This window comes from Streptomyces sp. NPDC052236, from assembly GCF_044548015.1.
In the GTDB taxonomy this organism is placed as follows: Bacteria; Actinomycetota; Actinomycetes; order Streptomycetales; family Streptomycetaceae; genus Streptomyces.
Map to the genome: position 1 here is coordinate 1 of NZ_JBIUBL010000035.1, position 17,295 is coordinate 17,295.

Here is a 17,295-nt window from a genome sequence, read left to right on the forward strand (position 1 = left end):
CGGGAGACCAGCCTGCCCAACACCGTTCGGGGCAGCGCCACCGAGCAGCAGTCCTGGCACCAGGACTCACTCCCGCTCAGTGTCTAGGAACGGTGAACACCCCAGGAAGATTTGTCTCCCCGGCACGCGAGCGGGCCCCCGATCGTGATCAGGGGCCCGCGTGGTCTCTACCTCTGCCTGCTGTTCACGCCCGATGCAGTGCGGAGCGGCCCGCGAAGCGCGCCGAGTCACCCAACTCCTCTTCGATCCGGATCAGTTGGTTGTACTTCGCCGTGCGGTCGGAGCGGGAGAGCGAGCCGGTCTTGATCTGACCGCAGCCGGTCGCCACCGCCAGATCCGCGATGGTGGTGTCCTCCGTCTCGCCCGAGCGGTGTGACATGACAGCCGTCCAGCCCGCCTGGTGGGCCGTGGCCACCGCGGCCAGCGCCTCGGTCAGGGTCCCGATCTGATTGACCTTGACCAGGACCGAGTTGCCGACGCCGGTGCGGATGCCCTCGCGCAGCAGCGTCTCGTTGGTGCAGAACACGTCGTCGCCGGTGAGCTGACAGCGGTCGCCGACGCGGGCGGTCAGCTCGCGCCAGCCGTCCAGGTCGTTCTCCGCCATCGGGTCCTCGATGGAGACGACCGGGTAGGCGTCGATGAGCTTGGCCAGGTAGTCGGCGTGCTCGGAGGGGGTGCGGCGCACCCCCTCGCCTGCGTAGTCGTACACCCCGTCGCGGAAGAACTCCGACGACGCCGGGTCCATGACCAGGCCGATGTCCGTGCCGGGGCGGTAGCCGGTGCGCTCGATGGCGGTCATCACGAAGTCGAGCGCCTCCTCAGCGGTACGCAGCGCGGGCGCGAAGCCACCCTCGTCGCCGACGCCCGTGGAGTGCCCGGCGGCCAGCAGATCGCGGCGCAGGGTGTGGAAGACCTCGCTGCCCATGCGGACGGCTTCGGCGAAGGTGTCCGCGCCCACGGGCGCGATCATGAACTCCTGGAAATCCAGCGGATTGTCGGCGTGGGCGCCGCCGTTGACGATGTTCATCATCGGCAGCGGCAGGAGGTGGGCGTCGGCGCCGCCGAGGTAGCGGTAGAGGGGCTGGCGGTGGGCCGCTGCGGCGGCCTTGGCGGCGGCGAGGGAGACGCCGAGGATCGCGTTGGCGCCGAGCCGAGACTTCGTGGCGGTGCCGTCGAGGGCAACCAGCGCGGCGTCGAGACCCGCCTGGTCCGCCGCGTCCCGGCCGCGCACGGACGCTGCGATCGCCCCGTTGACGTGGGCCACCGCGCGGTCGACGCCCTTGCCGTGCCAGCGCGCGGAGTCTCCGTCGCGCAGTTCCACGGCCTCCCGGGCACCGGTGGAGGCGCCGGAGGGGACAGCCGCGCGCCCCAGGGACCCGTCCGCCAGGACGACGTCGGCCTCGACCGTGGGGTTGCCCCGGCTGTCGATGATCCGGCGGGCGGTGACGGTCTCGATGGCGGCGTTGACGGTTCCGACTGCCTTTGCGGACATGGGAGTTCCTTCCCGTTGTCGTGTGCCGTGGCTCCGGCTGCGACAACGCTGGCGCTGAGCCCGACAACGCCAAACCCTACAGCAATGCTGCTCAGTTTTGCTGTGCAGCATTGCTGTGCAGGTCAGGTGCACAGCTTTGCTGACCAACGGGGTAAAGTGCCCTATGCCCACCTCGGAAGCCGCCGCCATCGCCGCTGAACTGCGCACCGCGATGGGCAAGCTCACCCGACGTGTCAAACACGAGGACCGCATCCCGCTGGGCCAGGTCGCCGTGCTCGGTGTACTCGACCGCAACGGCGCCATGACCACCAGCGGCCTCGCCGCCGATCAGCGCGTACGCCCCCAGTCGATGGCCCGGGCGGTGGGGCTGCTCATGGAACAGAACCTGATCACGCGCCGGGCGCACCCCACGGACGGCCGCAAGTCGCTGGTCGAGCTGTCGGATGCGGGCCGGGCCGCGCTCGAAGCGGAGCGCGGCCGCAGGGCCGGTTGGCTCGCGCAGGCCATCGAGGCCGAACTCACGGATGAGGAGCGAGCGTTGCTGGCACGGAGCGCCGCCCTGCTGGAGCGGCTCGCCACACGCTAGTGCCCCGACAGGCAACGTTCGCCCTGTCGCGACGCCCGGCACGCGCCCCCAAGCTCTCGGCTTCGCTCGAGCGACCTGGACATCCTCGCGACAGCACTCTATGCCCGGATCGACGACGAGTTGAAGGCTTCGCCATGGTTGGCCCCCTGGCGGCCTGCCGTCGGGATCGTGCCCACGCTCAGTGACGCCGAACTGGTCACGCTCGCGGTCATGTCAGCGCTGCTCGGCTACGCCTCCGAGCGGCGCTGGCTTCGCCGCGTCGGGCAGGACTTCGGCCGCCTGTTTCCCCGCGTACCTCAGCAGTCCGGCTACAACAAGCGGCTGCGCGCCGCGTCCTCGCTGATAGCCAGCATGATCCGGATCCTGGCCCGGGACACCTCGTTGTGGAGCGACGACGTGTGGCTGGTCGACTCCACCCCGGTCGGCTGCGGCTGCTCACGGGAGACGGCCAAGCGCTCGGACCTGGCAGGCTGGGCTCAGTACGGCTACTGCGCGTCACACTTGCGATACTTCTGGGGACTGCGGCTGCACCTGGTGTGCACGCTCGGCGGACTGCCGGTCCTGTTCGCACTCACCGGTGCGAAGGCCGACGAACGCGAGACGCTGCGCGACATGCTCGACACCGCGCCCGACGTCGAAGCGGCTCACCCCGGCCAGACGATCACCGGCGACAAGAACTACTACGGCCGCGAGTTCGAGCGCGACCTTGCGCAGCGTCACCTGCAGTTGCTGCGGCCGGCCCGCAAGGGGGAGGCAGAGCGGGCCGGGGCGCACCTGTTCAAGCCACTGCGGCAGGTCATCGAGTCGATCAACCAGACCTTCAAGGGACAGCTCGACCTAGAACGACATGGCGGCAAGAGCCCAGCAGGAGTGGCGGCCAGAGTCTTGTGCCGAATCCTCGCGCTCACGGCTGCGATCTGGCACAACGACAAGACGGCACAGCCGGTCAAGCGGTCACTGACGGCCTACGGTCACTGACCGCAACAGCACCCCTTGGATTCATTCATCTAGGAGACCGATGAAGATCTTGAAATCGTGCCCGGGTTGCACCGGTTCGACCTGATTGACATTTACCGGCAATCCGGGGTGAATCGGGCGGCCCGAGCAAGATCTTCAGGAATCTTCTAGGGGGCTTCTACTTGGGCGCCACCCGGCAGGCGGGCACTGCGGTCCCATCGGTCACGCCGCCCACGGTCAGGCCGGACACGCACTCGTCGTGGCCGCCGCCCAGTCCGACGTAACACGCCATCTGGATGGAGACCGGGGCCTCCCCGCCTTGCAGCTCCCGCTCGACCTGGTTGATGCAGGCCGTGACGTCCGCGTGGGCGGCGGGGGCCGTGAAGGCCACGCCACCGAGCGCGAGGGTCAGGCCGGTGAGGACACTTGCGATATGGATGGACGTGCGCATGGGACGTACCTGCTCGCCGGGATCGTCGCGCGGCCCGGGAGCTGAGTGTTGCCGGATCCGCGTGGAAACGGCGCCGAGCGCACGCGGGCCCGCGCGCAACCACTGGCCCCGGCTCGGTCGGGTTTCCCTCCGCCCTTCGACGCTGGATCAGCCCCCGTCCCCCGCCCCCCGCACCCGCTACGCCTTCCGCGCGGACGTCCAGCCCTGGCGGCGGAGGCTTTCGAAGCCGTCCAGGAGGAGGTCCAGGGCGAATTCGAACTCGAACTGGTCGTCGCAGCCGCCACCGACCGTGGAGCCCCCGTCGTGTGCGGCCGTCGCGGCCAGTTCCGCGATGTGCGGGTAGCGCGCCGCCAGCCCGGGGTCCGGCGGGCCGGAGGGGCCCGAGGTGTCGAACAGTTCCTGGCTGAAGCCGAGCAGGCGGCTGCCCATCGCGTGCATGACGTGGTGCGTAAGGTCGGCGGAGAGGCCGCCGTCCCGGAAGCTCCCGGCCATCGAGTCCAGGTACGCCAGCACGGCCGGGGTGGGGCCGGTCCGCGACTCGATGACCCGGGCCGCCCAGGGGTGGCGCAGCAGGACCCGCCGGGCCGAGAGGATCCGCCCGCGGACCACGCGCTGCCAGTCGGGGCCCGCGGCCGGCGGGTCGATCTCGCCGACGACGGCGTCGGCCATGCCGTCGAGCAGCTCCTCCTTGTTGGCCACGTGCTTGTAGAGGGCCATCGGTACGACGTCCAGCTCCTGCGCGAGCCTGCGCATGCTGAGCGCGTCGATGCCGGTGGCGTCGGCGAGCGCGACGGCGGCGCGCAGGACGCGGTCCCTGTTCAGGGGGATCCGTTGCGTATGCGTGGCTTCCTGCCGGGTCATTCCGGTTCGGCCCCTTCCCTCCTCGACAGCGCCCTCTCCTTGACGAGTGTACGCCGTACACCTATGATCGCCGCTAGGTGTACGGCGTACACCTTCACCGAGCGAGGGGTACCGAGAAGATGAGTCCGGACCGGAGAACCGCGGTGGCCGCCGGGTCGCTGTTCCTGCTGACCGAGGCCGCCGCGATAGCCGGGGCGGTTCTGTACCGCCCCCTGCTGGGCGCGGCGGACGGCCGGCTCGCGCAGGGCGCCGACACGCGGGCGCTGCTCGGGGTGCTCTGCGAGGTGGTGCTGGTGGTGGCGGTGGCCGGTACCGGGGCGGCGCTGTTCCCCGTCCTGCGGCGCCACGGCGAGGGGCTCGCGCTCGGGTACGCCTTCGGGCGGCTGCTGGAGGCGGCCGTCATCGCCCTCGGGATCGTCGCCGTCCTGGCGCTCGTCACCCTGCGGCGGGACGCGGGGGCGGCGGCCGGCGCCGACGTCGCGCTGGCGGCCGTGCACGACTGGACGTTCCTGCTCGGGCCCAACATCGCCCTCGGCCTCAACACCGTCCTGCTTGCGTACCTGGCGTACCGCGCACGGCTCGTGCCGCGCTTCATCGCCGTGCTCGGGCTGGTCGGCGGGCCGCTGATCTGCGCCTCGGCCGTCGCTGTGATGTTCGGGGCCTACGAGCAGCTCTCCGTGGCGGGGTCGGCCGCCGCGCTCCCGGTGTTCGCCTGGGAGCTGGGGCTGGCCGGGTGGCTGATCGTCAGGGGGTTCGGGCCCGGCTCAGGCGCCGCGTCCCGGGCAGACGGAGAAGTGGCTGACCCGGCAGGTGTCCGTCGGTGAGGCCGACCCGAGCTTGACGGCGGAGCAGTCCGGGGCGACGCGCCAGCGCTGCCCGGCCGGGACCGTGTGGGTGGGGTGTGGGCGGCGACGGCGTTGCGGAGCTTCATGCGAGGATGCGTCCCTTCCGAAGATGATCAAGAGGTCACTGTGGGGCCGACCCCAGGAGGGCCGCGAGCGGCGAATCGATCCGCCGCGGGCCGTCGGCACGGCGCAGTCCTCTCATCACCACTCGTTCGGGTCAGATCCGCCGGAAGCGCTGCCAGGCGCGGGATCAAGGCCATGATTCCGGTCCCCGCGGACCGTGTCCGCAACCGGCTGGGGCGCGGCTCGCGCGGCGGACGGCCGCCGAAGTCCGACAGAGACGACTACAAGCAGCGGCACGCTGTCGAGTGCGGGATCAACCGACTCAAACGACACCGGGCCGTCGCCACCAGGTACGAGAAACTCGCCGTCCGCTACGAAGCGACCGTGCTGGTCGCAGCCATCAACGAATCGCTGTGACCAGCACTTTCACAACACGCCCTAGGAACATCCCCGCGGGTGCGGGGCCGAGACTTGCCGACCTGGGGGTCTATCCGGGGCTGGCCATCATTTCATTCGGTTCGATTCGGCCGGGCTCTTGCTTGGGGCAGCCTCCCACTCCCGGACGTTATCCGGCTGGTATTCCGCCCCTTCGATAAGGTCCGTACGGCAGATTGGACATAGTCCCTTCTCCCTCAAGGCCACCCATACCGAGATCCACGCTCAACGCATCCGCATCGGTGAACTGCTCGGCCAGATCCGCGATTTGGAAGCCGAATGGACCGAGGAGGCCATTCACCGGATCACCGCCGAGAACACCGCACTCAAGCAACGCGTCCGGCAACTCACCACCGACAACCGCAACCTCGACGAGCGGCTGAAGGCCGCCCGCTCGAACCTGCGCCTCCAAGACCGGCGAGTCGCCGATCTCGAAGTCCGCCTCGCCGAACCGGGATCACCGACCTGATCCTGTCCGGCCGAGGCCCGTGGATGTCAGTGCTGCGGGCCATACTCGTGCCGCGGCGCCACCCGGGCGCCACAGCACGAGGGGAGCAACATGGCTGAGGTGCTGGTTTTCCACCATGGACACGGGCTGACCGTCGGCGTTCGCGAGTTTGCCGAGCAGCTGCGACGGGCCGGACACACCGTCCATGCCCCAGACCTGTACAAGGGGCAGGTATTCGACAGCTTTGAGGAGGGCGTCGGCTATGCCGAGAACGCCGGGTTCGACACGATCACCGCGCGCGGAACTGCCGCCGCCGAGGGGCTGCCTGCGGAGCTCGTCTACGTCGGCTTCTCGCTCGGCGTCCTGCCAGCACAGAAGCTGGCCCAGACCCGCCCCGGCGCAAAGGGCGCACTGTTGCTCGAGGCATGCATCCCGATCTCGGAGTTCGGCGGCGCCTGGCCCCAGGACGTCCCGGTCCAGATCCACGGCATGGATACAGATCCCTTCTTCGCCGGGGAGGGCGATGTGGACGCCGCCCGCGTGCTCGTCGAGACGGCGACGGATGCCGAGCTGTTCCTCTACCCCGGTGACAGGCACCTGTTCACCGACAGCAGCCTGCCGTCCTACGACGAACAGGCCGCAAAGCAGGTCAACCATCGGGTGCTCAGCTTCCTCGACCGCATCAAGTAGGGGATCAACAACCTGCTCCTGTCCGGCTGACGATCTCGCGGCCCGTCCACCGTCCCGGTGGACGGGCCGTCCCACGAGACCCCCCGGACGAGTCACAGCAACGATCCCGACTCGCCGTCACGGGCATGTAGTCTATGAATCGTCGCAGTTCAGAGCCGGTATCCGAGCTCCTGCGGTCGGTAATCTCGACTACAAGCGCGGCGTCGACTCAGGCGTCATCAATCAGGGCACGGTGCCGAGCTCCAGGCGAACGGGCTCCTCGAGCGTGCGGACGACGTCATGTTCCTCACGCTGCCAGAGCTGCGCACGGCTGTGAAGCGCGGTGAAGACCTGCGCGAAGCGGTCACTGGACGGCGGTCGGAGTACGCGCGGGAGGTACGGCGCCGGACCGTTCCGGTCGCACTGCTCTCCGACGGTACCGACGTGGAGACGCTGCTGCCGGCTCGGGCGTCGGACGGCCACACGCTCACCGGCATGGGCGCGGCATCCGGGCGGGTCAGCGGCCGCGCCCGCGTGGTCCGCGACCCAGCAAGCGCGTCGATCGAGCCGGGTGAGCTCGCCAAGCATTCGGGCGAGGCCGTCTTGAGTCACGCTCTGGCCTGGTGACAGGACGGCCGCCCAATGACCATATGTGACAAGTAACGTGCCTCCCCGGTGACAACCAGGCCGCTTCGATCTGGTTCCGTCCGCAGCCTATTCGGTCCCGTAGGTGACAACTACCGGGCCTCGGCACAGCTGTGGCTGAGCGCTTCATCTGGCGAGTTAGCGCTTGAGTTGGCGAGGCTGAGCGCTTCAGTTGGCGGGTAGGTGTGACTGGTCGAGATTGATGACACCGGTGGAGCTCGCAGAGCAGGCCCGATACCGCGCTGAATCGCGGAAATTGACGCCGTTTGGTTGCCGTAGTCGGCACACGCTCAGGCCGATCAGCCCTGCTCCCACCGACTTCGACCCGTTCTCCCTGGCCAGCAACCTCAGGCAGGACGCGTGATGCGATTGTGCTGCTGAAGTCGGTTGTCAGTGGCCCTGCCTAAGGTGCGGGCAGGTAGATCACTGACGGACAGCAAGGGGATGAGCGCGTGAGCGACGGGATTCAATGGCTGGTCGGCCTGAAAAACTGGATGTCCAGCGTGGTGTTCGCACGGGGGATATCCGCCCAGGAGCTCGCGCTGCGCATGGGGGCCGACCCGGACGGGGCAACCGAGCCGATCACCGACGCCCAGGCGTGGGGCCTGGACATGGAGGGGTACCGGCCGGGCGGCGACGGGGATGGTGTCGTGCGGGTCGGCGAGTGCGCAGGCTGGTCCTTCGCCCTGGAGTACGGAGACTCGACCGGCGGGGACCTGCTGGCGGAGATCTCCCGCGACGGAGTTGAGGCCGTCCGCTATGTGCCGATGCAAGAGCACCCGCCGGCCACCGTGGACTACGCCCGCGACGGCGTGGCCCTGTGCAGCTTCGGACTGGCCGAGGAGAACCAGCGCTACGGCAAGGAGCCCGATCTGCTGGTTGCCGACCTCATTGCCGGACAGGTACTCGGCCCCGACGGGGAGACGCTCCTCGCTCCCAGGGACCCCGATGGTGATGATTACGAGGACTTCAGGGTCACCTACCGGCGCACGTTGGGCGTCGTCGAGCGGCGCTTCGGGTTGTCCCTTCCGCCCGCCTGCCTGGAGGAAGGAGGCCTGCCGGCGTACGCGGTCCGCGGGACCCCGAACATGAGGATCTGACCGCCCCGGCGCTTTCGCATTGGCCGTCACAGCGGGCCGACCAGTTCCAACCGATCAGGTGTCATCTGTCGCGACCAGCCTCAGCCAGCCCGCCAGCTGAAGCACTCAGCCTCGCCAGCTCAAGCGCTGACCCGCCAGATGAAGCACTCCTTACCTTGTTGTTGGGTTGATTTCGGTCCTTCGTACGATCGGGAGACCCAGGGGCCTGGGTGTGGCTGGAAGCGCTCATGCCGTACGTGTGGTTTTGACTGATTGGCCGCCCAGTGCCCCGCGGCGACACGGCCACTCATGGGGATGAGCGAACAGAGATCGCTTCGTAAGGACACGTCGGCGTGGTCGTCTGCTGGGACCAGTCAACCGATCGACGAGGGAGGCTCGGGTGCCCGAGCTCTGGGCGGGGACGGACGCGGGCAAGGCCGCGCACACTGCACGGTGATCGACACGGACGGGACGAAGGTGCTGTCGCGCCGGGTGCCCAACAATGAACCCGAACTGCTGGAACTGATAGGCGACGTCCTCGCACTGGCCGAGGAGAGTCCGGTGACCTGGGCGGTCGACCTGAACGCACAGGCGGTGCCGCGCTGGTGATCGCTCTACTGGCCGGCCATGGTCAGCGGCTGCTCTGCATCCCGGGCCGCACCGTTCACCACGCCTCCCGCGCCTACCGCGGGGACGGTAAGACCGACGCGAAGGACGTCTACGTCATCGCCGACCAGGCGCGGATGCGCCGCGATCTGCAGCCCTTGCAGGAGTGGGACGAGATCGCGGTGGATCTGAAGATCCTCACCGCTCGTCGCTACGACCTCGCCGCAGACCGCACCCGTGCCATCAACTGCCTGCGTGCACAACTGCTGGAGTACTTCCCCGCTCTGGAGCGGGCCTTCGACTACGCCGCCTCCAAGGCGGCACTCATTCTGCTGACCGGCTACCGGACCCCCGCCGGCCTGCGCCGGATTGGTTCGAGTCGGCTGGCGACCTGGTTGAAGAACCGCAGAGTGCGGGGCGCCGAGGCCATAGCCGATGCGGCGATTGCCGCGGCGCAGGCCCAGCACACGGCCGTGACCGGGGAGAACACAGCGGCGGCCACCTGCGGCCCCATGGTGATCAGTGCATACTGCGCGTCCTCGGCCACCTCAGCCGAATCCGCATCCAGTTCACCGACCCGCCGAGCGATCACATCCTCCATGCGCGTCGAGTCTGGCCTGCGGATACCTGACACGCCAGCGAAATATCCCTGCCCCGCCAGTCCCGCCTCGTGCACCACCCGCCAAGCCGCGCGCAAACCTGCCCGACCTTCTCTGCACGCCCTCCAACCCCCCTTGACTGCTTGACAACCATCATTGGGACTCAGTCACACCGGCCATTGAGCCGAAGCACGACAGTTGTCACATAGGCAGGCTTGTCGTCACCAAAGCCGAACGCTAGTCGACAAGGCAGGCCCGCGAGCCAGCGTCCATTCAGTGCCACCAGACCTGCGCCCTGTGGACGCGGCTGGCGCACTCTGGCAACGGGCCCAGAGACCACTGCACCGTGTCCCCAGCGGCGAAGGAGCGCATGAACTGCCGCGACCCGGTGGCCCCCTACACAGCAAGCCTGCGTGCGCCGGAGAAAGCACTCCCCTGCCGTCCGGGGTCCGCCAAGCTCGGGTACGAGGAGGTCGACGAGGACACTCATCGGGTGAGCCTGCCCGACCCGAGCCACCTGCGGCTCCCTACACCGGTGGTTCGGTCAGGGCGTCACCAACCATGCGGCAAAGCGTGTCGGCGGTCACCACGGCGGCGTCGAAGGTCTCGGTCCATCCGCCGGCTGGCATCCGCTCAGCGCTCAGGTATGGGCCGTGCCCCTGAGCGCGCAACTGCTTGAGGATGATCTGCTCGATGCGGTAGGCGGCCTCGCCGGTATCGAACAGCCAGGTGCGCACCACAATCCACCCCGAGCCCTGCAGACGTGCGATGCGGTCCTCGCGCGTCTCCCGCCCAGTGATGCCGACCTTCACGGCGCCGAAGACCGCGTGTGTCATGACATACAGCCATGCTGGTGCGGCCGGGTAGAACCCGTACTTCGCGCAGCGCGGGCAGCACCGCCCGCGGGTTCGTACGTTATTCAGATTGGGCGAGACGATGGTTCCGCAGTCGTTGCACAGCGACATCCACGGTGTACTGACGTTCTTGTACGGCTCCAGCGGAGTGAAGCCGGCCGCCTTCATGTCGGCCACGGCCTGCTTTGGATCGCCAGGCCCACGATGGATACAGAACCGGCATTGCGCGCCGCGGCGCGTCGTGTTGTCGTAGCGAGGAGCTACCAGATGGCCGACAGCGCTGCACTTCGACAGCCACGGCTTCCCTGTGCCGGGGAACCGTACGAGGGTGACGAAGCCGTGGCCGAGCATCGCGGCCGCGGCCGTCGCCGGGTCGACGGGCGCGTTGGGCGCACAGTACTTGCAGGCGCCCTGCCCGCTCATCACGTTGTTCCGGTTCGGGTAGATGATCTTTCCGCAGCCCTCGTTCAGACACCGGCACTTCCACGGTTTACGTGCGCGGCCAGGGTAGGGCTCAAGGGGCTCGGCATTGCCGAGCCGTCTCATGTCGGCTACCGCCACATCGTTGGTCACCACGGCCACGGCCTTCTCCTCCTGTACGGATGCGGGAAGCGGCAGTCTCTCGCCCGCCACTGACAACACGTCATCCGTTGTGACTGAGCGGCCTACTTGGCCCGTTCGGCCAACTACACCGCTCAGCCCACGCGGCAGCGGTTCTGGCCCTGCAAAACCGATGCTGGGCTGTTGCTGTGCTCGTGTCCCGAGCGGGGGACGAGGACACAGCGCTGGGCCGGCACCGTCACTCGCGGCGCCTGATCGGTTCTCCGAGCAACTCGGTCAGCTCCGCCTCGACGGCCGCGAGCAGCGTCGGTCCCCAGATGGTCAGTGTCTGTTCCCGGGGGTGGCCGAAGGTGCCCAGGCGCAGGTCGTCGGTGAGGTGGAGGTAGTAGTCGCCGTCGGGATAGGTGCCCTTGCCGGGCCGGGGCGGCCGTCCGGGGACGTTGGTGCGGCGAGGGTCGTAGCGGTAGCCGTCGTGCTGCCAGTCGAGCCAGTAGACGAATTCTCCTGGCTGGGTGGCGGTGAGCAGTCCGCGCTGGGCGATCGCGTCGAGCCGTTCGGGGAGGTCCGGGACGAGCCCGTGGTGGGAGTGCAGGTGGAGGAGTCGCTGCATCGGCTGGTTGGAAACGTTGGTCGAGGTGAACAGTTTCGGGGTCGCGCACGAGGCCGCCGCGGCGTCCAGCAACCGATGCCCGATGCCCGATGCCTCTGCCTCGCGCCGATGGAGACACCATCAGCATCGCGACAAAGCCCTGTTCGAAGAATGTGTACTCCGCCGCGCAGTAGCCGAGCAGGCCAGACGTCAATTCCAACCAGCGCGCCCGACTCCGACTCACTCGCGCGGCGCCGACGGTCCGCGGCTCACAGCGTTCGCCACCAACACCAGGAACACGCTGATCGCCGCACTCGAAACTACGGCATCGCCGGCGCGCCCGCACCGAGGACCGCATCCGCGCCGCCCGCGCCACCGGCCCGTCGTCGATCGTGATCTTCATGGTGGGAGGGCTCTGAACAGCGGTAGCGGCTGCGGTGGGCCCGGCCTCGATCGTTGACGCCACTCCAGGGCTCAAATCGACTCCTCTGCGCCATCGCGGTCGCCTACGGCCCACTCGCGGTCATCCTTGTCCTGTCGAGGTGAGCGGAAGCGGCGGCCAGTAATGGTCAGGCCATCGTGCACAGCCACCTGTTCGACATCGGTCCAAGCGACGATTGAGGTCACGATCCCCGTTCCGTTATGGCATTCGGCGAGTTGATGCTTGCTGCGCTGCAGCTCCGAGGGTTCACGGCTGGGTCGGGTAAGACCCAGTTGCTGGGGGACACTCCTGCGCAGCGCACTAATCTTTCAGCGAGGCGAAGGCAGCCCTTGATGAGGTGCAGGATCAGCGGTCGGCTGCTGATCTCACGTGGCGTCTGCTCTCGTCCCTTGAAAAGGACACCGGGCTTCCGTCGATCACAACGCCAGCGAGTGGATTGACCGCAGCCTGGGGCAGCAGCTCCCTGCCAACTCTCGAAGAGTTGGCGAATGCGGGCGAGGTTGCCGGGCGATTTGGCTTGACGCGGTCGACGTGCTCGGCCAGCACCTCGCCTCTGGAGATCTTTAAGGGTGTGGGTTACGTGGGGTCGTGACGGCTGGCGTGGGCCACGCTATGCCGGAGGGATGAGGTATCCCGATGGCGGAGGGCTGACGGCTGAGGAGCGGGCTCGGCGTGAGCGGGTCAGGTTGGTGGCCGCCGATCTGATCGAGGTTGGCTTCGGGCTACCACATCACGCCGGACCTCGGCAGGGCGCGGCTGCGGGACCTTCAAGCGGATGTCCTGGATGAGTGGCTGGAAGCCAAGGCAGAGATCCTTTCGCATCAGTCCCTCAAGATGGTGCGATCGATCCTGCGGCGCTCAATCAATCAACCACGCGCAGCGCAGAGGCCTGGCTCTGAGAAACGTTGCCGAGTGGGTGGACCTGCCGAATGGGCAGCCTGGGCGTCCCAGCCAGTTGTTGATCCTTGAGCAGGCGGAAGCGGTCCTACGGGCGCGAGAAGGAAGCTGGATTCACGCATACGTGGTGCTGGCGCTCCTCGTGGGTGTTCGCACGGAAGAGGGACGGGCGCTTACCTGGGAGCACGTGCACGATGCCGAACCGGAAGAAGCACGGCCCCACGTGGATGTGTGGCGTTCAGTGCGCCGGCATGGCGACACCAAGACGATCAAGAGCCGTCGCTCGCTCGTCATGCCGTACCAGGCAGCTTCCGCGATAGAGGCGCACAAGTTGGTCTTTCCGAGCGAGAACGGTGAGCAGCGGCTGCGGACGAGCTTTGTATCCCTCCTCTCGGATCACGGAATCCCGATTGAGGTCATCGCCCGTGTCGTAGGCCACAGCGGCAGCAGCACCACCGAGCGTGTCTACCGCAAGCAACTGCGGCCGGTGATCACATCGGGGGCCTAAGCGATGGACGACATCTTCAAGGGGGAGTGGCGGCGCGACAGCCCTGGGGGCAGGCGGAACCCCGCGGTAATCGCGCCGTGGCTCCCTATCTGGCTCCCCACAGCCGTTCAGCGTCGAGGGTGGGGTATGTGACCTGGGCAGGGAGCCCACTGCCGCCATTACCTCAGGCGTAATCGACGGTCTGCGTGCCGCGCGGCAGTCTTGCTGGCACCGGAACTCGGGCGGCGCACTCCGTCCGAGCTCCGGGCCCGGCCCCTGACCAGCCCGTACGACCTCAATGGAGGCTGATCCGTCATGTCCGCCACTCTGCTCACCGGTCTGTCCCGCACCACCGAGCCGCAGACGATGCTGCGTCGGTTCCTCGCTCTCGACGCCGCCGTCACCGGCGTGAACGGACTGGCGTACGTCGCGGCCTCCGGCCCCCTCGGGCGGCTGCTCGGCATCGACGCGTCCGTCCTTCTCGTACTGGGCGTCTTTCTCACCCTGTTCGCGGCCGGCGTCGGCTACCTCGCCTCGCGCCGACAGCCGCCGCGGCTGCCCGTCACGCTGGTGATCGACGCCAATCTGCTGTGGGCCGTCCTCAGCGTCGCCGCGCTCGCGCTCTGGTTCGAGCCGAGCGCGGCAGGGGCCGTCTGGATCCCGCTGCAGGCGCTCACCGTGGCCGGTTTCGCGGTACTGCAGTGGTCCGCGCTGCGGGTCGCGGCTACCGCTACGGCTACGGCTACGGCGTGAGGGACTGGAGGTACTTGACCGTCGCCGGGTCGGCCGGGAGAAGAGTCTCGATGGCCAGCTCGGCGACCGTCACATCCATCGGGGTGTTGAAGGTGGAGATGGACGAGACGAAGGACAGCACCCGGCCGTCGTGCTCGATCTCCATCGGAAGCGCGAAGGAGGGCCGCGCGATGGTCGTTTCCGCCGCTCGCCCCGGCTGGGGATACGCGGCGACCTCGTCGTACAGCTTGCGCAACGCCTCAGAGCGGGCCAGTGCCATCTGGCGCTCCATCTGGGCCAGCAGATGACCGCGCCACTCCCGCAGATTCCGGATCCGCGGGGCCAGTCCCTCGGGGTGCAGCGTGATCCGCATGGCGTTGAGGGGCGGCGCGAGCAGATGCTCCGGCAGGCCCTCCAACAGCATCGCGATACCGCGGTTCGCGGCGACCACCGTGTACGTGCCGTCGACGACGAAGGCGGGATACGGCTCGTACCCCCGCAGCAGCTGCTCCAGACCCTCCCGCAGCGCGCCCAGCGCCGGATCGCCGAGCGGCGTCTCGGCGTACCGTGGCGCGTAACCGGCCGTCAGGAGCAGGGCGTTGCGCTCCCGTACGGGGACGTCGAGGTGTTCGGCGAGGCGCAGGATCATGTCCTCGCTCGGACGGGAGCGGCCCGTCTCGATGAAGCTGATGTGGCGGGCCGAGGAATCGGCGCGCAGGGCCAGCTCCAGCTGGCTGATCCGGCGCCGCTCGCGCCAGTCGCGCAGCAGCGGCCCTACTCCAGTGTCCAACGCGACAGTTGTCATACCCAGACCGTAATACGGCGGGGGATGAGAGAAGCCCCAGCCGGAGCGGGGGTCTCCGACCGGGGCGGTCCAGCGTGGGTTCCCGGGGCGGTCGCCTCTCGGCGAAACGCGCAGCGACGCCACATATGGATGAACGGTAAACCATTGCATGGCGTTCCGGGGTCTGTCCGGACGCACTGTGATGTGCGCTACTCCGGGTTATGGACCGGTGTGCGGGGTGACCCGGGGGATTGTTCCCCACCCCGCCCCTTCCCATAACTGAGGGCTGACGCCCCCACACCCCCATTGCTCCGTCGCGCCCCCGCTGCGGAGTGGACGGAGTCCCCGCCCCGGGGCGCAGAGGTACCGCGGTGGGGGAGCGGGTACGGGGGCCACCCCACCCGCGAACCCTTGTGGCGGCTTCGGGTCGTCCTGCGCGGGCCACTGGGCACCCACGGTTCGCCGGTCTGGTGTCCCGTCTTCTGGTGAGCGTGGGCCGGGGGCGTTGGTGTGCCGCCGACCCCGAGGCGCCCGCGCCCGTACCGCACCCGCACCCGCACCCGCACCGCGGCGAAGCCCCGGGCCACCCGGCGACCCCGCACATCGCGCCCGTTCCCCGCGCGGTCGGCGCGGCCTCGGGGCACCATGGCTCCATGCTGCTGGCCCGACTCGTCGACGTGTCCCAACAGGTCGCCGCCACCACCGCCCGCTCGCGCAAGATCGCCGCGCTCGCCGAGCTGTTCGCCGACACCCGCCCCGAGCACGTCGCCCTCGTCATCTCCTACCTCGCCGGACGCCTCCCCCAAGGCCGCATCGGCATCGGCTGGACCGTCCTGCGGGATCCCGTACCGCCCGCCCCCCACCCCCGCCTCACCGTCTCCGACACCGACACCGCGCTCACCGGACTCGCCGCCGTCACAGGCCCCGGCGCGCAGGCCGAACGCAAGCGCCTCGTGCGTGAGCTCATGGCCGCCGCCACCGCCGATGAGCAGAAGTTCCTGGTGCGGCTGCTGACGGGCGAGGTACGTCAGGGAGCGCTGGACGCCATCGCGCTGGAGGGCGTCGCCAAGGCCGCGAACGCACCCGCCGACGACGTACGCCGCGCCGTCATGCTGGACGGCTCACTGCCCCGCGTCGCCGGCGCTCTGCTCGCCGAGGGGCCCGCCGCGCTGGAGCGGTTCGCGCTGCGCGTGGGGACCCCCGTGCAGCCGATGCTCGCCCACACCGCGAAATCCGTGACCGCGGCGATCCAGGCGCTGGACGCGCCCTGCGTGGTCGAGGAAAAGCTCGACGGCATCCGCGTCCAGGTGCACCGCAGCGGTGAGGACATCCGCGTCTACACCCGGTCCCTCGACGACATCACCGACCGGCTCCCCGAAGTCACCCTCGCTGCCGGCCAGATGCAGGGTGATCACTTCATCCTCGACGGTGAGGTGATCGCCCTCGACAGCACCGGACGCCCCCTCCCCTTCCAGGACGTGTCCTCCCGCGTCGGCTCCCGCCTCGACGTGGAGACGGCGCGGGCGACTCTCCCCCTGTCACCCGTCTTCTTCGACGTCCTCGCCGCCGACGGCGAGCCGGCCCTCGACCTCCCCGGCAGCGAACGGCACGCCGTCCTCGCCCGCCTCGTCCCCGAACCGATGCGCGTCCGCCGCGCCGTCGTGGACGACCCGGCGTCTGCCGAGCAGACCGCCGCCGCCGAGGAGTTCTTCGCCGAAACCCTGCGCCGCGGCCACGAGGGCGTCCTGGTCAAGGCGCTCAACGCGCCGTACGTCGCCGGCCGCCGCGGCCGTTCCTGGCTCAAGGTCAAGCCCGTCCATACGCTCGACCTCGTGGTTCTCGCCGCCGAATGGGGTCACGGCCGGCGCACCGGTCTGCTCTCCAACCTCCACCTCGGCGCCCGCGCCGCCGACGGTACGTACGTCATGCTCGGCAAAACCTTCAAGGGCCTCACCGACGAGATGCTGCGCCGGCAGACGGACCGGCTCCGCGAACTCGCCGTCGAGGACGACGGATTCACGGTGACGGTCCGCCCCGAGCTCGTCGTGGAGATCGCGTACGACGGACTGCAGCGCTCCCCGCGCTACCCGGCCGGCGTCGCCCTGCGCTTCGCCCGCGTGCTGCGTCACCGCCCCGACAAGCCCGCGGAGCAGGCCGACACGATCGACCATGTCCTGGAGTCCCGCGCCTGAACCGCGCGCGAACCACGCCGG

General features: G+C 68.9%; 19 protein-coding genes and 1 pseudogene. 12 read left to right on the plus strand and 8 right to left on the minus strand.

The genetic code is table 11. The features are described from left to right. Positions 1-184 precede the first annotated feature (184 nt). The gene (gene eno, locus ACIHCQ_RS38520; RefSeq protein ID WP_399673225.1) at positions 185-1,492 is read right to left on the minus strand and encodes a phosphopyruvate hydratase; all 1,308 of its coding nucleotides are present in this window, start codon (positions 1,490-1,492) and stop codon (positions 185-187) included. A gap of 163 nt (positions 1,493-1,655) precedes the next feature. Here eno and ACIHCQ_RS38525 point away from each other — a divergent pair, with 163 nt between their 5' ends. Continuing rightward, on the plus strand, positions 1,656-2,078 hold the full coding sequence (locus tag ACIHCQ_RS38525) for a MarR family winged helix-turn-helix transcriptional regulator (protein WP_399673228.1): 423 nt from the start codon (positions 1,656-1,658) through the stop codon (positions 2,076-2,078). Positions 2,079-2,153: 75 nt separating this feature from the next. Continuing rightward, the gene (locus tag ACIHCQ_RS38530; protein ID WP_399673358.1) at positions 2,154-3,056 is read left to right on the plus strand and encodes an IS982 family transposase; all 903 of its coding nucleotides are present in this window, start codon (positions 2,154-2,156) and stop codon (positions 3,054-3,056) included. A gap of 157 nt (positions 3,057-3,213) precedes the next feature. Here the strand turns inward: ACIHCQ_RS38530 and ACIHCQ_RS38535 are convergent, their stop codons facing one another. Both ACIHCQ_RS38535 and ACIHCQ_RS38540 read right to left on the minus strand, forming a co-directional pair. Continuing rightward, positions 3,214-3,486 carry a hypothetical protein gene (locus ACIHCQ_RS38535; RefSeq protein ID WP_399673231.1) on the minus strand — a complete coding sequence of 91 codons (273 nt, stop codon included), beginning with the start codon at positions 3,484-3,486 and terminating at the stop codon, positions 3,214-3,216. Positions 3,487-3,663: 177 nt separating this feature from the next. Then, positions 3,664-4,347 carry a TetR/AcrR family transcriptional regulator C-terminal domain-containing protein gene (locus ACIHCQ_RS38540; RefSeq protein WP_351455040.1) on the minus strand — a complete coding sequence of 228 codons (684 nt, stop codon included), beginning with the start codon at positions 4,345-4,347 and terminating at the stop codon, positions 3,664-3,666. A 119-nt stretch (positions 4,348-4,466) separates the two neighbouring features. Between ACIHCQ_RS38540 and ACIHCQ_RS38545 the strand changes: the two genes are divergently transcribed. Further along, positions 4,467-5,171 (plus strand): DUF4386 domain-containing protein, encoded by a 705-nt coding sequence (locus ACIHCQ_RS38545; protein ID WP_399673233.1) that lies wholly within the window; start codon positions 4,467-4,469, stop codon positions 5,169-5,171. On the opposite strand, the gene ACIHCQ_RS38550 is transcribed toward ACIHCQ_RS38545, so the two are convergent. After that, on the minus strand, positions 5,112-5,378 hold the full coding sequence (locus ACIHCQ_RS38550; RefSeq protein WP_399673235.1) for a DUF6083 domain-containing protein: 267 nt from the start codon (positions 5,376-5,378) through the stop codon (positions 5,112-5,114). The genes ACIHCQ_RS38545 and ACIHCQ_RS38550 overlap by 60 nt on opposite strands. Before the next feature lie 72 nt (positions 5,379-5,450). Between ACIHCQ_RS38550 and ACIHCQ_RS38555 the strand changes: the two genes are divergently transcribed. The 6 genes and pseudogenes from ACIHCQ_RS38555 to ACIHCQ_RS38580 form a co-directional block, all read left to right on the plus strand. Then, the gene (locus ACIHCQ_RS38555) at positions 5,451-5,672 is read left to right on the plus strand and encodes a hypothetical protein (RefSeq protein ID WP_399673237.1); all 222 of its coding nucleotides are present in this window, start codon (positions 5,451-5,453) and stop codon (positions 5,670-5,672) included. 286 nt (positions 5,673-5,958) lie between these two features. Further along, positions 5,959-6,159 carry a hypothetical protein gene (locus ACIHCQ_RS38560; RefSeq protein WP_399673239.1) on the plus strand — a complete coding sequence of 67 codons (201 nt, stop codon included), beginning with the start codon at positions 5,959-5,961 and terminating at the stop codon, positions 6,157-6,159. 90 nt (positions 6,160-6,249) lie between these two features. Next, positions 6,250-6,828: a dienelactone hydrolase family protein gene (locus tag ACIHCQ_RS38565; protein WP_399673241.1), complete on the plus strand. Its 579-nt coding sequence runs from the start codon at positions 6,250-6,252 to the stop codon at positions 6,826-6,828. Between the two features lie 279 nt (positions 6,829-7,107). Beyond that, positions 7,108-7,434, plus strand: a complete 327-nt coding sequence (locus ACIHCQ_RS38570) for a hypothetical protein (RefSeq protein ID WP_399673243.1) — start codon at positions 7,108-7,110, stop codon at positions 7,432-7,434. A 470-nt stretch (positions 7,435-7,904) separates the two neighbouring features. Continuing rightward, entirely contained in the window at positions 7,905-8,552 is a 648-nt protein-coding gene (locus tag ACIHCQ_RS38575) for a DUF6461 domain-containing protein (RefSeq protein WP_399673245.1), read from the plus strand. 379 nt (positions 8,553-8,931) lie between these two features. Beyond that, positions 8,932-9,634: pseudogene (locus tag ACIHCQ_RS38580) on the plus strand (IS110 family transposase); the annotation flags it as partial. A 629-nt stretch (positions 9,635-10,263) separates the two neighbouring features. Here ACIHCQ_RS38580 and ACIHCQ_RS38585 read toward each other — a convergent pair. The 3 genes from ACIHCQ_RS38585 to ACIHCQ_RS38595 form a co-directional block, all read right to left on the minus strand. Next, complete coding sequence (locus ACIHCQ_RS38585; RefSeq protein ID WP_399673246.1) at positions 10,264-11,172, minus strand: hypothetical protein; 909 nt, start codon at positions 11,170-11,172, stop codon at positions 10,264-10,266. 217 nt (positions 11,173-11,389) lie between these two features. After that, positions 11,390-11,761, minus strand: coding sequence for a DUF2716 domain-containing protein (locus ACIHCQ_RS38590; protein WP_399673248.1), 372 nt, complete (start codon positions 11,759-11,761; stop codon positions 11,390-11,392). 453 nt (positions 11,762-12,214) lie between these two features. Further along, a complete protein-coding gene (locus ACIHCQ_RS38595; RefSeq protein WP_399673250.1) occupies positions 12,215-12,367 on the minus strand; it encodes a hypothetical protein in 153 nt (50 codons plus the stop codon). Between the two features lie 731 nt (positions 12,368-13,098). Between ACIHCQ_RS38595 and ACIHCQ_RS38600 the strand changes: the two genes are divergently transcribed. Both ACIHCQ_RS38600 and ACIHCQ_RS38605 read left to right on the plus strand, forming a co-directional pair. Further along, positions 13,099-13,587, plus strand: coding sequence for a hypothetical protein (locus ACIHCQ_RS38600; RefSeq protein WP_399673252.1), 489 nt, complete (start codon positions 13,099-13,101; stop codon positions 13,585-13,587). A gap of 294 nt (positions 13,588-13,881) precedes the next feature. Next, the gene (locus tag ACIHCQ_RS38605; protein WP_399673254.1) at positions 13,882-14,319 is read left to right on the plus strand and encodes a hypothetical protein; all 438 of its coding nucleotides are present in this window, start codon (positions 13,882-13,884) and stop codon (positions 14,317-14,319) included. On the opposite strand, the gene ACIHCQ_RS38610 is transcribed toward ACIHCQ_RS38605, so the two are convergent. Next, positions 14,309-15,103, minus strand: coding sequence for a helix-turn-helix domain-containing protein (locus ACIHCQ_RS38610; protein ID WP_399673256.1), 795 nt, complete (start codon positions 15,101-15,103; stop codon positions 14,309-14,311). The two genes, ACIHCQ_RS38605 and ACIHCQ_RS38610, sit on opposite strands and share 11 nt — an antisense overlap. Before the next feature lie 632 nt (positions 15,104-15,735). Between ACIHCQ_RS38610 and ACIHCQ_RS38615 the strand changes: the two genes are divergently transcribed. Beyond that, on the plus strand, positions 15,736-17,274 hold the full coding sequence (locus tag ACIHCQ_RS38615; protein WP_399673360.1) for an ATP-dependent DNA ligase: 1,539 nt from the start codon (positions 15,736-15,738) through the stop codon (positions 17,272-17,274). The last annotated feature ends 21 nt before the right edge of the window (positions 17,275-17,295 follow it).